The organism is Streptococcus sanguinis SK355 (genome assembly GCF_000212855.1).
GTDB classification, from domain to species: Bacteria; Bacillota; Bacilli; order Lactobacillales; family Streptococcaceae; genus Streptococcus; species Streptococcus sanguinis_A.
Window position 1 is genome coordinate 723,852 of sequence record NZ_GL890993.1, and the last position, 15,500, is coordinate 739,351.

The 15,500-nt window shown below is 40.8% G+C and carries 13 protein-coding genes; 12 read left to right on the top strand and 1 reads right to left on the bottom strand.

Going from position 1 to position 15,500, the window contains the following annotated elements; genetic code table 11:
- Positions 1-2 precede the first annotated feature (2 nt).
- From HMPREF9389_RS07655 to HMPREF9389_RS07595, 12 genes are all read left to right on the top strand, one after another.
- Positions 3-1,985 carry a pLS20_p028 family conjugation system transmembrane protein gene (locus HMPREF9389_RS07655; RefSeq protein ID WP_002928862.1) on the top strand — a complete coding sequence of 661 codons (1,983 nt, stop codon included), beginning with the start codon at positions 3-5 and terminating at the stop codon, positions 1,983-1,985.
- A 1,075-nt stretch (positions 1,986-3,060) separates the two neighbouring features.
- Positions 3,061-3,813, top strand: a complete 753-nt coding sequence (locus HMPREF9389_RS07650) for a hypothetical protein (RefSeq protein ID WP_002928868.1) — start codon at positions 3,061-3,063, stop codon at positions 3,811-3,813.
- A gap of 1,534 nt (positions 3,814-5,347) precedes the next feature.
- Positions 5,348-6,052 carry a hypothetical protein gene (locus HMPREF9389_RS07640; RefSeq protein WP_002928875.1) on the top strand — a complete coding sequence of 235 codons (705 nt, stop codon included), beginning with the start codon at positions 5,348-5,350 and terminating at the stop codon, positions 6,050-6,052.
- Between the two features lie 5 nt (positions 6,053-6,057).
- The gene (locus HMPREF9389_RS07635) at positions 6,058-7,995 is read left to right on the top strand and encodes a hypothetical protein (protein ID WP_002928876.1); all 1,938 of its coding nucleotides are present in this window, start codon (positions 6,058-6,060) and stop codon (positions 7,993-7,995) included.
- 8 nt (positions 7,996-8,003) lie between these two features.
- Positions 8,004-8,672, top strand: a complete 669-nt coding sequence (locus HMPREF9389_RS07630; protein WP_002928879.1) for a hypothetical protein — start codon at positions 8,004-8,006, stop codon at positions 8,670-8,672.
- A 67-nt stretch (positions 8,673-8,739) separates the two neighbouring features.
- Positions 8,740-9,075 carry a hypothetical protein gene (locus HMPREF9389_RS07625; RefSeq protein WP_002928881.1) on the top strand — a complete coding sequence of 112 codons (336 nt, stop codon included), beginning with the start codon at positions 8,740-8,742 and terminating at the stop codon, positions 9,073-9,075.
- Between the two features lie 15 nt (positions 9,076-9,090).
- Positions 9,091-10,530: a CHAP domain-containing protein gene (locus HMPREF9389_RS07620; protein ID WP_002928883.1), complete on the top strand. Its 1,440-nt coding sequence runs from the start codon at positions 9,091-9,093 to the stop codon at positions 10,528-10,530.
- Positions 10,531-10,550: 20 nt separating this feature from the next.
- Entirely contained in the window at positions 10,551-11,156 is a 606-nt protein-coding gene (locus HMPREF9389_RS07615; protein WP_080560747.1) for a hypothetical protein, read from the top strand.
- Between the two features lie 98 nt (positions 11,157-11,254).
- Positions 11,255-11,680, top strand: coding sequence for a hypothetical protein (locus HMPREF9389_RS07610; RefSeq protein ID WP_002928887.1), 426 nt, complete (start codon positions 11,255-11,257; stop codon positions 11,678-11,680).
- Between the two features lie 187 nt (positions 11,681-11,867).
- On the top strand, positions 11,868-13,064 hold the full coding sequence (locus HMPREF9389_RS07605; RefSeq protein WP_002928888.1) for an LPXTG cell wall anchor domain-containing protein: 1,197 nt from the start codon (positions 11,868-11,870) through the stop codon (positions 13,062-13,064).
- Between the two features lie 248 nt (positions 13,065-13,312).
- Complete coding sequence (locus tag HMPREF9389_RS07600; RefSeq protein WP_235787853.1) at positions 13,313-14,242, top strand: hypothetical protein; 930 nt, start codon at positions 13,313-13,315, stop codon at positions 14,240-14,242.
- Positions 14,243-14,545: 303 nt separating this feature from the next.
- Positions 14,546-14,740 carry a hypothetical protein gene (locus HMPREF9389_RS07595; protein WP_002928891.1) on the top strand — a complete coding sequence of 65 codons (195 nt, stop codon included), beginning with the start codon at positions 14,546-14,548 and terminating at the stop codon, positions 14,738-14,740.
- 142 nt (positions 14,741-14,882) lie between these two features.
- On the opposite strand, the gene HMPREF9389_RS07590 is transcribed toward HMPREF9389_RS07595, so the two are convergent.
- Positions 14,883-15,461, bottom strand: coding sequence for a hypothetical protein (locus HMPREF9389_RS07590; RefSeq protein WP_002896795.1), 579 nt, complete (start codon positions 15,459-15,461; stop codon positions 14,883-14,885).
- Between the last annotated feature and the right edge of the window lie 39 nt (positions 15,462-15,500).

Sequence of the window (15,500 nt, forward strand, 5' to 3'; positions counted from 1 at the left end):
GAGTGCCGGCTTATGAAAGTCTTTCAGATTTAATCAGTAAAGCTAATAATTTTAAAGATGATGTGAGTCCTGATTGGCCCTACAACGAATCTCCTACGATTGAGACAGCTAAATTTTATGAGCAATGGTCTAATTATCTATCATCTATTCCACAAACTTTTGCTTATTTTTTGAACTTGCCAGGGTGGATTACCAAAGCACTATATTCAATTAGTATCGCTTTGGAAAATGTTTATAACAACTTATTCAAGCTTTTTGGTTTCTTTGAATACTTGGATAAAAACGACACTTTTGTCGGACAGATTTTCGATGGTCTGCAAAAACTTGGAATAGTTGTTTTTGTCCTACTCTTGGTAATGTTCCTAGCAGCTAGTTTTGTGACTGGTTTAATGAAGTACAAGGATGTCATTGCTCATTTTCTCTTGGTTACAGCAGTTGTAGGCTTGCTGCCCCAAGCAATTAAAGAATTCTCTAAAACTCTTGCTCTAGATGGAAAAACTGTCCGGACCATGTCTGATGATGGGAAGTCCAGCTTTTCATCATTGTCACTTAAACCTTATGAAAGCAATGTCGTTGACTTATATGTACTCATGCAGAATAATTTTAACGTCAAAACATTGGGAATGGATGAAAGAGGATTCTTAAATCCTAGTGATAAAAGCGTAAAATTGAATAAACTGGATGATGGGAATGTTATGCAGACGGACTATAGTGCGTGGTATGGAGGTACAGATAAAGAAGTATTAGAGCAGTTTGAGAAAGATGGGGACAATGGCAATAGTAATTTCAAAGGAGTAGCTCCTATCTTAAGTTCAGTTCTGCGATCGAATGAACAGGGGAATGTCCGGATTGATGAGGTGAAGCCGGGGACTTGGAGTGAATTGGAAAATGTCTTTTCAGCAGTTTATCCTCGCTATAGTGTCAATTGGATTGGCTTAATTGTTCAGCAGGTTATTTTGATAGCCTTACTGATTAGTATGAGTATTCGGTTCGTCCAATCGGTTTTTCAGGTTCTGGTAGCAGGCATGATTGCTCCAATCGTTGGCTATACTTCTGTTGAAAACTCAGAGAAGTTTAAAGAATTGCTTCAGACAATTTTTGGAACTATTACAGGTATTTTCTTTGAGGTTATCCTGCTTCGAGTTGCTATGAGCATCTTGAGAGATTTCCCAGGCATTGTCGTTAGTGGTTTATCAGGAGGCGGTTTTGCTTCAGGCCTCAATTATTGGGAAAGCATCATGGCCTCCATTATCGTTTATGTAGGTGTCTATTTCGCTTTGGTAAGTGGTAATAGTGCTGTTGAGCGTTGGCTAGGTGTTTCTCCATCTCAAGGCGGAGGAAGCAAACTGGCCGGTATGGCCGGCGCTGGTATGGCTGCGGGTGCAGCAGCTTCCCGCTCTGGCATGAAAATGGCTAAAGCCGCCCCTGGTGTGGCTAAGAAGTCTGCTCGTGGCGTTGGAACTGCAGCTCGGAAAGCGGTTGGCGGCGCTAAAGGTGCTGCTCGAGGTGCTGGTGCAGCAGTCAAAGGAATTGGAGCTGGAGCTGCTCGAACTGTTGGCGGTGCTAAGGGTGCTATGGAAGGCATTAAGCAGGCTGGCGGGGTTGGTAAGGCAGCAGCGAATCTAGGTTCTCATGCTAAAGCAGGTATTGATAGTGCTTATGATAGCGCGAAGAACTCTGTTAAAGGCACGGCAGAAGGAGTTAAGAATTCTGTTAAAAATGTTGGCAGTGCTGCTAGAGAAAACTATAATGCTGGAAGAACAGCGGTTTCTAATACTTTAGCTTCTGGAGCCAACTCGAAGGCAGGAACTAAAAGTGAAGCATCAGGTGTCGGAAATGCTGCGACAAATGCGAATAAGCCGAATCAAGCTAAGCAGGGAATTGGTGGAGCATCTGGCTCGCAGATTTCTAATAATACTAATAATAAACCGTCCAGTTCTTCAAACAACGGCGGTATCAATAGGAAAGATTCTGGTAAAAAATAATGTAAAAACGGAAAGAAATTTATCTTTCCGTTTTTACTGTCTTGACAATCATTTGAGATGTAGTATAATGAACATGTATAAATTATTTATTGCTTTTCAGTTGAGTATGAGGCCTGTCGGTTTCATTCTATCTTTAAGAACTGACTTTCTAATCTTTACTGAGACTTAGACTGCTTAAGAGATAGTGCCAAAATACAGAAAAACAATCTACGAAGCTATGGGATTGGTATTTTGAAAGATTTTATGTAACAGCTTAGACATTTATTATGACTATCGGTAATATTATGACTTTTCGGGCTATAGCTTGAAGAACACTAAGGAAGATTTTTTCAGAACTGACTACATAGGATGTTTTGTTATTAGAATCGGTTTTTGGTGTGCTTTGAACTTGTTTGAGAGGTCTTTTTTTGCTGAACAAATGAATGTCGAATCAGAAGGTATTTCCAGTTGGAAAAAATTCTGATTTCACAGGTGTTCAAATGGCAAGCTACAAGTGTGGCTTTTTTGTTTGGACAGACTTATGAACGCATCAATAAAGGAGGTGATCTTATGTATCGAAAAGATTGTGAGCTCAATCTAAAACAAGCTCCCTTTCGAGTGTTGATTTAGTGTCTAATAGACTAGAAGTCAATGCATCTTAACGAAAGGGGGTAGTGTAATGGTAAGTCAATTCTGGGATATCATTCTTTATGTTGTCAAATCAGTCCTAGCATATATTTGTTATAAATGTATTGACTGCTGGTTTGAGACTATTAGAGGTCGTAAGAACAGCGCGAAGAAACCACGCCGGTTCCCGACACGCCGCAGAAAGAAATAGTTCTGCCGCCCCTGTGTTCCATTCATAGAGAACGTAAAAAAGCCCTTATCTATTGCAGTAGATAAGGGCTTTGGGGTAATAAGCAATGGCTTAAAACCAATTCTGGAGCCCTCATTATATCCTATTTTTTTTATTTTGTCAACCTATTTTTTATACCTGAGATGGACTAGTTCTGAAGTTTAGGAGAACTTTTTATCATACATTGTTTTTTCCGAAATTTCGTTATAATATAGTAAATAAAGAAAGTAAAGGTGTCATATGATGAAGAAAAAATATCTCCCTCTGCTTTTAGCAGTTTCCTCAATTTTCCTTCTGTTTTTATCAGCCTGCAGTTCCAATAAAGGAGGCAATACTAATGGTTCCAGCTCTGAAGTACAAAAAACGGAAGAGGGAATTTATGAGCATCTGAAAAATGCTAAAAATAAAATTTGGTATGTGGCAGATGAAGTATCTAAGGAGAGTCATCCTTTTGCTGTCTATGTTTTTAATAAAGGAAAAGTAAAAGGTTATACAACTTTCAATAGGGATGAAGGTAAATCCTTTGGCGAGCTGTCTAAAATGACTGATGAAGAAATCATGGAGTATTATGAAAGTCAGGAAGGGACTTTTTTGAAACATATCTATGATGTGACTGCCAGCAATGCAGAACAATTTCCAGACGAGACTCAATATAAGGAATTAGCAGAAGCGCTGAAACCTTATGGAGATGGTAAGGGCAAGTTACCAACGGCTGATTTTCAGGTTAAGCTTGTAACAGATGATACAGGTAAAAATATTGCTACTGAAAATATTGAAATTGATTTTTTAGATGTTAGTAAGCCGGACCGGAATTTTGGGAATTTTTGGAATTATACCTTGAAATTAAAACATGTTACGAGCACAACCAAGGTTTATAATAGTACTTATAATGGTTTTGAAACAGAGGATGATCACAAGCCGCTCTTTGTCACTCGTAGTAAGAATGAATTCAAACTGGATACCTTAAAAACTAAAGGGATTGACGTTGAATAAAGATGGAACTGGAAAGAAACTTATCTTTCCAGTTTTTTTTGTCTTTCAGAATGGACATTCTTATGCTGGATCCCCAAGAGTCAGTGTCAGAATGCGAGATAAAATCTGCGAAGCTTATAGATGAGTGTTTTGAAAAGAATTTATAGAGAGCCCCGAACATCTATGTTGATGAATTGATTTCTTGAAGAAAGATTTTTCAATGCGATTTAACCCACTTTAAAAGTTTTTTTGCTGGTTTGATACTATCAGAAGTCGTAAGAACAATGCGAAAAAACCACGCCGGTTCCCGACACGCCGCAGAAAGAAATAGTTCTGCCGCCCCTGTGTTCAATATATAGAGAACGTAAAAAAGCCCTTATCTATTGCAGTAGATAAGGGCTTTGGGGTAATAAGCAAATGCTTAGAACCAGTTTTGGAACATTCATTATACCCTATTTTTTCAATTTTGTCAATGGGGATCAACTTAAAGAAAGGTCTTTTTCAGTGTTCTTTATCTTGCTTTGAAAGTTTTTTGCTGGTTTGAGACTATCAAAAGTCGCAAGAACAGCGCGAAAAAACCACGCCGGTTCCCGACACGCCGCAGAAAGAAATAGTTCTGCCGCCCCTGTGTTCAATATATAGAGAACGTAAAAAAGCCCTTATCTATCGCCGTAGATAAGGGCTTTGGGGTAATAAGCAAATGCCTAGAACCTATTCGGAACTTTAGTATACCCTATTTTTTCAATTTTGTCAATGGGGATCAACTTAAAGAAAGGTCTTTTTCAGTGTTCTTTATCTTGCTTTGAAAGTTTTTTGCTGGTTTGATACTATCAGAAGTCGTAAGAACAGCGCGAAAAAATCGCGCCGATTCCCGACACGCCGCAGAAAGAAATAGTTCTGCCGCCCCTGTGTTCAATATATAGAGAACGTAAAAAAGCCCTTATCTATTGCCGTAGATAAGGGCTTTGAGGGTAATAAGCAAATGCTTAGACCCAATTCAAGAGCCTTTATTATACTCTAATTTTTCTATTTTGTCAACCTGTTTTTTTATACCAAATACAGAAATTTTTAGGATGTTTGGATTATGTTCCCGCTAGAAAAGGCAGAAACTTTGATAACCAATTGAGCAAGATATAGCCGAACAGTAGTCCCGAGGTGATGAAACCTAGGAAAATTGCAAAAGTGTAGGAGGCTAGCTGAAAGCGAGGATTCTTTAAATCGTTCCAAGCGACTCCAAAACTTCCACCAAGACCGCCGCAGATGGATGTCAGTGTGAGAATGAGAGTACGTTTAAGTTTGGAGTGAGCTAGACTAGAATAGCTGAAAGCAACAGGAATTTGCCAAAGCAGCCAGACTAGTAAAGTTAGAAAGGGATGTTGTTGGATAAAACTGGAAATCAATAAACTGCCTCTTAGGTTATATTTCTTCTTATTTTATCCCAAGAAAGGGCAAAAATCAATCTAAAACAAGGTCTTCTGCTTTATCATAAAGCCTTATGAGATTTTGATAAAGTATAATGTTTTTATAATATAAAATAGAGAAAAGGATAGGATTTATGGCTCTAAAAAAACCAAGTTCTTCCAAAAAAATGGGAAAAAAGAAAAAACAAGAAACAACTGGAAACGGTAATAGTCGGCTTGGGAAGATTGCGGAAAATCAATTTTCTTATGATACAAAGGAGTTTGAAAATCGCGATTTTCTTTCTACGGTCGAATTGCTGGACACTAAGGCAATCTTAAACAATGTCAAGGGACAGCCGATTGCTTTGGAAAATGGCTACTCAGGCTATCTGCAAATCATGGAAGTGAGAGGGAAAGATTTGAACTCTCTTTCGGACAATGAGCGGCAGCGAACCATTCAAAACTTCAGGAAATGGAACTCTGAGATCACCTTTGACTATATGTTTGAGTCTACAACCTTACCGACAGATACTTCCGAACAGATTATTGAGTCTAGACGGATTTTAAATGAAGTTCGGCGAGAAATGAGCAAGACTGGAATCAGTGAGAACCGAATGGAGCAGCTGAAAGATCGGGAAAGTATTCTCATGCAGAATATTCTGTCAGAAGAAGCTGTCGAGCAGGAGTTATACAATGCAGAATTTTTAATCTGGCTTTACGGAGACACTATTGAAGATTTGCATAGGCAGGTGCGTAAGGCCCAGACTAGCGGAAATGGGGATTTTGTTCCAGTTATTGTTTCGGCTAGCAAAAAAGAGCAGATTCTCAAGCAGTACAACAATCAAAATGAAAAGGTGTAGTAGAGATGTTTTTAAAGAAACGAAAAGTTAAAAAGTTGATAGCTAGAGGCTATGACTTGCCCTTTATCAGCCGGATTCAGCCTCAAGGGAATATTGACTTTAAATCGGATGACCGCTATTGGAAGTCAGGGGATGGTTATCATGCAGCCTTGTTTGTAACGGGGTATCCGACTGGTGGCTTGAATGACTACTGGGGTACTGAACTGATGCAGGTTCAGGGAACCAGAGCATTTATGCATGTCACTCACTTAGATAATAAGCTGGTGCAGGAAAAGGCCTCCAAGGCTGTCGAAGAAAAGAGTTCGCGGATTGATGAAAATCAAAAAGCAACTAAGAATCAGGCCGAACTGGATGAAGTGCAGGATTTGATGTTGCTGGAACAGGATATTCGCCACAATAACTCGGGCGTTAAGGGTATTTGGACTCGTATCTATGCTTCGGGGAATACTGAAAAAGAGCTGTTTGAAAAAATGTCTGAGATTAAAAATGGGGCGCCTAAATTTTCCATGACGTCCTTTATCGGCGAGCAGGACATTGAGTATCATTCACCTTTTGTTCCGCCTTTGCGTCAGAAGGATTTGCCTAATCACCGTCAACCTCAGCCGGTGCCGGTACGGGATTTGTCTGGTGGTTATTGGTTTAACCACACCAAGCTGGCAGATCCGCATGGGACTTACTTTGGCTACACGCCAACCAGCGGTGCAGTCAACCTAGACTTCCTACAGAATGATGATATTCGGACTCGGCCTTTTATGTTTGTAGCCGGTGCTCCTAAAATGTATCAAAAGAAGTTCGTCCTTAAGCACACGGATTCCCTCTATGCCCGAGGACACAAGATTATCAATATTGACTTGGATGGGACTTTTCATGATTTGACAAAGTTTCAATACGGGAAAGTGCTTAGTATGTCTGGTGGTGCTAATAAAATCAATATCATGCAGGTTCTCCCAACCATGACCAAGGAAAATGGAGTTGAAGTCGATGAAATCGGCTCCTTCCGTCTACATGTGGCTAAGCTAAAAAGTATTGCTCAGGTGCTGAACCAGGAGATTACTTCTGACGATCTGTTGCGCTTAGAAGATTTGATTACAGATTTTTATGTATCTATTGGCTTATGGCAGCACAATGCAGAGAAGAATGCCGAAAAGATTCATATCACAACGATTGTTAATGATGAGCATCCTCGTCTGTCTCAGTTTTGTTCGTTTTTGGAACAGCGTTATCGGGCAGCAGGAAAGGCCGGAAATGATCATGATACGAGATCAGTAGGGCGTATTTCCAAAACTTTCAGCTCTCTCAATAAAAACTACGGTCCAATCTTTGATGTCTACACCAACTTTGAAGATTTGTCAGAGGAGCAAGTGGTGACGATTGATCTGTCGGAGCTGACTAAGACACCTATGCTACTTAATCTTCAGCTGACCCAGGTTTTGTCTCTGATTTCTTCTTATGTGGTCAATAACGGGAAAATTCAGCGGCAGAAGCGCAAGCAAAATCTGTCCCTGACTCATGATCAGTTGACTCACTATGTGATTAATATTTCTTCAGCACAGATGGTTTTGGATATTCGCTATTCTCAGTCAGTAACTTTCCTGGCTGATATGATTGAGGAAATGGGGACGAACTATGCAGGAGTTGTACTGGAAATGTCCTCCCTGCAGAATGTTTTGGTTGCCAGCGGAAATACAACCCTAGATATTTATGCATCATCCATCAGGCGGATTTTCTCCTTGATGCAGTATCGTGTCTTTGCTAATACAGATGAGACTACAGTCCACCTACTGGCAGACGCTCTGAGAGAGTCCATGACAGAGTCTGAGCTGGAAACTTTGCCTAACCTAGTTCAGGGGCAGCTCTTTCTCAATATCGCTGGGCATGGGAATGTTGTCTTTAACCAGGAATTTTTAGGGAACGAACTAGAAAGATATGCCAGTGTAGATTAGGAGATGATATGCTTGTTTTACGGTTTAACAACTGGTTTTACTCAACCAAAACCTTAAAAACCTTCTTTTGGCTGCGTTGGATTGCAACAGTAGCTTTTGGTGCTGCTTTTCTGCTCGGCTTTGGTCTGAACTTAGCCTATTTAATGGCGCTATCTGGAGGTCGATTGGTGACGATGACTTTTTCTGTCTCCTTAATTGTTGGAGCAGTTGTTCTTTGCTTTCTCCTTGCTCAGGGAAAGTATCAGGCCATTGTTCCAGTTTTGCTGCTGACTTTTCTCCCTTCTACGCTCTTGACAGAGTTTGGGGTGACAGCGGATTTATATTTGGTTTTGTTGCTGTTTATCTGCTATTTAGAGTCTGTTCATCGCCGGTTTGTGGTTAGTGTAATAGCTAAGCTGAGTAAAGAATTTTCTCCTCTATATAGCAAACGTCTGAATAATAAGAAGCAATATCGGGCTTATCGTCATGCCTATATGGTGCTGGAACTGTTGAATCCTGATGATTTTCGGCTGACCAAGGAAGTGACTAAGACAGTATCAGACAAAGTCACAGGGCTGAATGAAAAAGAAATCACCAGAACTTTCAAAATCAAGGGTTTATGGGGCTCGACAACTATTACTGATGAGCTCTACACTAGTCCCCAAAAAGGCCGTTTTTCTGTCAGACGAAAAATTTAATGCGTAAAATCAATATAGAAAGGACTTCAGGCGGAAAGGGGACTCCCTCTGCCTGAGGAAAATGTAAATGGTAAAGTACAGACTTGTCCGGCCAGATGTAAAAAAAGCTGAAATGCATGAGGAGAGGGAGGCGGAGTCTTCGCATTCTACAAAAAGACGTATCCGAGGCCCCATTTCCCTCTATAAGGATACCGTGGAATCCTATCGTGCCAAAAAGGAATCTGTCAGCAACTATTACCAAAACATGGTAGATGAGCAAAAAACCTACTATGATCATGGTGATGACTGGCAGATTCAGGAGCAGTACAAAAGAGACCGTGAATTTATCAAAAAGCTCTTAAAATACGGTCTGGTTGTAGCTGTCCTCGTTGTATTGTACTGGCTTTTACGAACTTTTTTTTGAGAGGTGTAGAGAAGTATGGTATCAGAAACAGCCAAGAAAGCAGCTAAGAAAGCAGTGAAGGGTGCGGTTAAAAAGGCTATCTTTTTAAAAGTCTTTCTTTGGATTGGAATTCCTGTTCTGCTTATCTTGCTGATTATGTTTCTATTGGCAGCTATCCTGATGGGAGGAGGAGCTGAAAGTAGCGGCGGATCCAGTGATTGTAATCCAAGTGGTCAAACCTCTCCCAATACAACAGAAGAAACAACATCGGCCAATAGCTCTATAGAAGAATTTGTCAAACAGCACGAGAAAGCCTATTTAGACTCCTGGAAAGTAGGTGGCTTTTTGCCGTCTGCCTCTATCGTACAGACCCAGATTGAGACCTCTTTTGATCAGAGTGTCCCATCTTTTGGTCAGGCTCATAATATGGGTGGGGTCAAATGGAATAAAAGGTCAGATTTTACTCAGACTATTTCTTTATATGGAAATAGCTCCGTAGCTGAGAGCGGACCAGGTACAAAAGTTGGAGATGGGACTGGAGGAGAATATGCATTCTTCTCAACCTTTGATTCTGGTATTGTCGGCAAGGCAGAGTTTATGAAAAATCAGACTCTCTATAAGGGGGCTATTAACAATACGGACGGAATCAGTACGCTTAGTGCCATTGCAGATGGTGGTTGGGCAACGGATCCATCCTACAAGACTAAGTTGCACGACCTTTACAACAGCTTGGGCTCTAAGTTTAAGTGGCTAGATGAGAAGGCCATCTCCCAGTATGGCTCTAGCCCTGTAACATTAACTTCTTCTGGCGGTGATTCTTCGGGCAGTGAAACGGATAGCGGTTCCCCTTCATCCAGCGGACCTAAGAAAAAAGGTTGTAAAGATGGCAGTTCGACTGGGACCAATGGTGATGCTGTTGATGGTTCAGGCAAGGTGCCAGAGGATATAACTGCTGCAATCTATACTCCAAGTACTCTTCCAGCTAGCTTAAATCCTTATCTTTTAGATCCAAGAGCTTTTGGTATGGAATATGGTGGCAGTGGAGCTAACTGGGAACACCCTGATGAGTTCTATCTGGCTGGTCAGTGTGTTAATCTGACTATCAGCTTTGGGAATATTCTGTGGGGCCACAAGGGAGTTGTCATTGGGAACGGAATTGACCAAGCAGATGCCTGGGCAAGAATCTTTGGGAATTCTACAAAGAAAGCACCCAAAAAAGGAGCTATCTTTTCCTGTCTAAGTGACAGCGGGAATCCTGCAGGGCATACTGGGATTGTCTGTCATGTCTTTGAAGACGGCAGTATCCTGACCTGTGAGCAGAATAGTTCAGTTAGTGGTACAAATGCAGGTAAACCTTTTACTTGGCACTACTGTGTGATTAGGCCGGCTGAGCAGGCAGAAAAACATTATGAGTTTGCTTATCCAGATGATAGAGAGCCTAATCTAGGCGGTAATAAAACGGGAGCGAGTAACTAGCCAGACGAAAAGAGGTAATGATGAATCCGAGAAAGAAAAGAAAATTAATGATCACCCTAATTTGCTTAGGTACGGTGCTCTTCATAGCCATGCTTGTAACAGTGTTTTTAAATAGGCAGGCTAGGAAGAAGGCAAGAGAAGCGGAGATTTCTCAGACGAGCTCTATAGATGGGTCTTCTGAAAGCTATTCATCTCAGTCGTACCGTGAACCAACACCTAACGAGAAAAATTATCAGCATGCGCGTGCAACCCTAGAGAGACCAGAGAGCGTGGTGACTGAAGAGAAAAAAAATAAAGTGGCTGAAGCTTTAAAAATAGCGGTCGAGGATATCAAAAAGCATCCTGATACAGCAAATATCTCCGGGAATATGGATAATCATTTAGCCTCTACTTCTAGCCCCATGGTCCTAACGTTTGCTATGGCCATAAATTTAGCTGGTTATAACATAGATGAAAGTAAAACAGAGGTTTTTAAGTCCTACAGTGATGATGTGCTTCAGTTCCTCTGTGTCATGACCAAGGAAGGGAAGGAAAATTCCTATTTTGTCGGTAACTACAATGACTATACCGGCCAGCTTCAGATTGCTTCCTACCACGGTGGCAATATCAGAGTTCGGGGAGACTGACTTTATTCATTAACTATTGCTGTATATTCTCACTGCAACTGGTGAAATAAATCGGTTTAGATTATACTAGAAGACAGAAAAGCAAAAGGAGAGGTTGTATGCATAGTCATTTAAATGCAATAGAATTGGATCATCTAATTGAGCAATGCCAAAGTGGCGAGCTGAATGCAGCGGATTTGGATCCTCTCCTGGTCTACGAGATGGAACTCAGAATTAATGAACGCTTAGCAGAAGATCAGGAGCCTTTGATGTTTACTTTTCACGAAGTTGCCTATAACGGCTTTGTTCCGAAGGCCCACTCTGTTTGGGTTCGCGACCGTGATTATGTTAGGTTGTTTGGCTTTCTCTTTTTCACAGTAGCTTTGATTCTTTTATTGCTTTGGATTTTTTCTGGTGGAAGCTTATTCAGTGGTAAAAATTTTCAATCTATCTTAAACTTACTCTTCCTTTCTATTGTAACTTTTCTCATGCTTCTCTTAGTTTCCAACAAACCAGAGGATGATTTAGAAAAAGAAAACAAGTAAGCACTGCTAATTTTAGCGGTGCTTTTATAATTATTCGCATCTTATTTTATTGCTTGGTTCCAACAATCCAGAGTGAAAGTGGTTGCGAAAGGTCACAGAAAAATAGTAAAACTATTTACGATAAACAGAAAAACGCTTACTCCTGAGCTATAATGGGAATAGCAAATAATTGAAAGGACATTCTGTTATGAAAAAGAATAAAATAATCCTTCTATCAGCCTCTGTTCTACTTGCAGCATCTATTGGTGTTAATCTTGTCCATGCTGATGATCCGAATCCAGTGACCCCACCGAGCGATGAACGCCCAGTTCAGCCGACTCCGCCGGTAGATAACAACGGCAATAACAACCAACCAACCCCACCGCCAGCTGATAATAATGGCGGTAATGATAACGGTGGCAACAATGGCGGCAATGGTAATGGTGGTAATAACAACGGCGGCGGTAATAATCAGCCAACCCCGCCAAGCGATGATGGGAACCCAGTCCAACCCACTCCACCTGTAGATAACAACGGCAATAATAACCAACCAACCCCACCACCTTCTGGTAATAATGGCGGTAATGATAACGGTGGCAACAATGGCGGCAATGGTAATGGTGGTAATAACAACGGCGGCGGTAATAATCAGCCAACCCCGCCAAGCGATGATGGGAACCCAGTCCAACCCACTCCACCTGTAGATAACAACGGCAATAATAACCAACCAACCCCACCACCTTCTGATAATAATGGCGGTAATGATAACGGTGGCAACAATGGCGGCAATGGTAATGGTGGTAATAACAACGGCGGCGGTAATAATCAGCCAACCCCGCCAAGCGATGATGGGAACCCAGTCCAACCCACTCCACCTGTAGATAACAACGGCAATAATAACCAACCGACCCCACCGCCTGCTGATAACGGCGGCAACAATGGCGGCGGTAACGGCGGTGGAAATGGTAATGGCGGTAATGATAATGGTGGCAATAACAACGGCGGCGGCAATAATCAGCCGACCCCACCAAGTGATGATGGGGATCCTATCCAGCCGAACCGTCCTGGTCAGCCGAACCAACCAGATCCCAAGCCAGCGGTACCAGATCCATCTGACCAGCAACCTGCGCCGAAAGCTCCTTCCAAACCGAAAGCTAGCCAGAAGTCGGCTGATCAGGTGGCGAAAGGAAATGGAGCAGGGCCAAATGCTGCGGATCCAACCATTTCTGTGCAAGGTTCAGCGGAGAATTTGAAGAATAAGGCGAAGGAGAACAAGCCTGTTGCTACTCCAACTGCCCCAGTCCTTCCTGCCACTGGAACGAACCAAAGTTTTCTTGCTTTAATAGGTACGGCCATGCTATCTGTATTAGCTCTTGTTGGGTTTAAACGTAAAAAAACTGAGTGATTTCTCAACATAACCTTCTAAGTTTAAAAGTCTGATTTGTATTCAGACTTTTTCTTTTTTCTCTCTTTATGATAAAGCTCTATAGGTAATCTTTCCTGTATAATTTTAAGTAAGAAATATTATAAAAAGGAGGTGAAAAAGGATTGTCCAATATCCTAAGTAAACATAGAATCAAACAAACCGAAACCGGAAAGTATGTGGCCATTGTTCCGTCCTGTTTTAGTAAAGATTATTACCAAAGCTTTTATATGAGACGACTCCACCCTAGCCGTTCCTTTCCTTTTCGCTTAAACGGTCTGTATGAAATTAGTTACCAGAATGAAGCGGATTTTCTTTTGGTAGGACGAGAACTGTCCCAACTGGAGAAAGACATTCTAGTCTTTATTGCTCGTTTTCGCAATGTCCAGAAACTTCATATTCAAAAAGAGATGGGAAGCAATGTCTCGGGGAAGCGTATTGAAAAGGCGGTTCAAAAACTATGCCAGTATTTTTTGATTGAGACTTGGGAATTTCCGCGACAGGACAAGCCTGAAGTTAGTGCAGCTGCTTATTCTATCAGCCAAAATGGCTATCGCTTGCTGCGCTATTTTCAATTAATCGAGCAGCAGGAGTACTATAAGCAGGAAAATTTATTTGAAGATGATCTTTATCAGCCTCTTCGCTTTTGGAAAATCGTAGACACCTATCAGATTTTCAAATTATCAGCTCATTACAAAGGTTTCTTGCCTCAGAAAATGTTGGTACCCCAGCCCTATACCATTAAACAGACCAAAAAGAAAATGAATTCGTTGGGAGAAGAGAAGAAGACCCAGACAGAAAGACAGATTTTTTTGCGTCAGGCTCTTTTGCAAGGAGAGTTGCTCTTTGAAAATCCTAGATTGCAATATGTCTTTGACCTCTACCCTCTCGTGACGGAAGCAGACTTGGAGGAACTTCTGCTGATTTTACAACATTGGTCTGTTTTAGAGGATCCCTATCGCTATTTGGTTTTGATTGTGGATTCTTGGGATCGTGTAGAGGAAGTTAGTCACAAGTATGACTTATCTGCTTATGAAGCTAATATCCTATTTTTTGATTTGGACAGCGCACAGCATGAGGATTTACAGAGCTCCCTCTATCAGTTTGATGCAGATAGTAGCAGTTATTCTCTTCTGCCCTTTAAATTACGCATCCAGTAAAGTGCTGGACAGCATTAGGCAATGACTTTTTAGAGCTATGTTGTAAGACTGGACTGAATAAAATTTAACAAAAAAGTTTTTGGTTAAATTTATAGAATTTTTTAAGAATTGTGGTATACTCTTAAAGTAGAAATTCCACCTTTTTTGACGACAATTCTTGCACCTTAAAACTCTTACCGAGGTATGATTCGAGACTCAATAAGCGGTTTCGGATAAATGGACGCAAGAAGATAAATTGGTGTTCTGACAGGCAGAGTACAAGACCTAGACGAGATGATAGAAATAAAAGAGGAGTCAAAATGAATGAAGCAAAAACCCGATGATAAAAAATATTTAGTCATCCATGGAGAAAAACTAATACAGGAAATAGCTCAAGACTTCCCAGTTGTAATCCAAGAGTATGACGGGACCGAGGTTGGTTTGGTGAAAATTGATAATCCAGAACAGCTTCCAGAAAAACTAAAGGCATTATTTGAAGACGGTATTGAAATATTATAAAATCAGGCACTGAAATGAATCAGTGCCTGATTTTATATATCTAAAACGAAAGGAAATCACGGGTAAGATGAGGCGATCAAGTCGGCTAAACTACAAAGGTCAGTCGAGCATAAAGCAGGACTGACACAGTCTTGTCAAAATCTTACTCGTAGACAAAAGTTAGGGGCTCTTGAGTTTTCATATCAATGTATTGCCCTTTGTAGTACATGACATTGGCTTTTCTCAGCCAAGAGGTAATCTTGTCACGGACATTGAACTCAATGCCCAACTCAGCTTCAACTTTTTTAATTTGTTTCTGTTGCATCTCTCTTGAGAAGAATCGGGCTAAGATATCTGTATCGATGAGATGCTCAGCAATGATGATAGCAGGATCCTTCAAGTAATTAATAAAATTTTGATAAGTCAAACTTTTTAAGAAGTCATTACATTTATCAATAAAGCGCTTGGTCATTAAACCCTCTTCGAATTGAAGTAGAGGGAAGTAAAGAAGGCGATAGTAGGTTTCAAAGATTTCGTCAACTTCTTCTTCACTGAATTCTTTGGATAGGGACTTGCTAATGGGACGCTGTCCACCATAGACATTGATGCCGATTTCTAGGCACATGTTATAGGGGCTATAGCCCAGTAACATGCAGTTGATAATTTCTTGATTTTGCTCATCTTTGCTCTGTTTCCTAAAGTATTTCAGCTTATCTTCCAAAAATATAATCTTAATTTCCATGAAACGTTGCTCCTCTGTAAATCAGTTAACGGTCCTAAA

Coding starts and splice junctions, on each gene's coding strand:
- HMPREF9389_RS07650 (WP_002928868.1), top strand. CDS start 3,061: ATGATGAAGAAAAAATATCTCCCTCTGCTTTTAGCAGTTTCCTCAATT.
- HMPREF9389_RS07640 (WP_002928875.1), top strand. CDS start 5,348: ATGGCTCTAAAAAAACCAAGTTCTTCCAAAAAAATGGGAAAAAAGAAA.
- HMPREF9389_RS07635 (WP_002928876.1), top strand. CDS start 6,058: ATGTTTTTAAAGAAACGAAAAGTTAAAAAGTTGATAGCTAGAGGCTAT.
- HMPREF9389_RS07630 (WP_002928879.1), top strand. CDS start 8,004: ATGCTTGTTTTACGGTTTAACAACTGGTTTTACTCAACCAAAACCTTA.
- HMPREF9389_RS07625 (WP_002928881.1), top strand. CDS start 8,740: ATGGTAAAGTACAGACTTGTCCGGCCAGATGTAAAAAAAGCTGAAATG.
- HMPREF9389_RS07620 (WP_002928883.1), top strand. CDS start 9,091: ATGGTATCAGAAACAGCCAAGAAAGCAGCTAAGAAAGCAGTGAAGGGT.
- HMPREF9389_RS07615 (WP_080560747.1), top strand. CDS start 10,551: ATGAATCCGAGAAAGAAAAGAAAATTAATGATCACCCTAATTTGCTTA.
- HMPREF9389_RS07610 (WP_002928887.1), top strand. CDS start 11,255: ATGCATAGTCATTTAAATGCAATAGAATTGGATCATCTAATTGAGCAA.
- HMPREF9389_RS07605 (WP_002928888.1), top strand. CDS start 11,868: ATGAAAAAGAATAAAATAATCCTTCTATCAGCCTCTGTTCTACTTGCA.
- HMPREF9389_RS07600 (WP_235787853.1), top strand. CDS start 13,313: ATGAGACGACTCCACCCTAGCCGTTCCTTTCCTTTTCGCTTAAACGGT.
- HMPREF9389_RS07595 (WP_002928891.1), top strand. CDS start 14,546: ATGAAGCAAAAACCCGATGATAAAAAATATTTAGTCATCCATGGAGAA.
- HMPREF9389_RS07590 (WP_002896795.1), bottom strand. CDS start 15,461: ATGGAAATTAAGATTATATTTTTGGAAGATAAGCTGAAATACTTTAGG.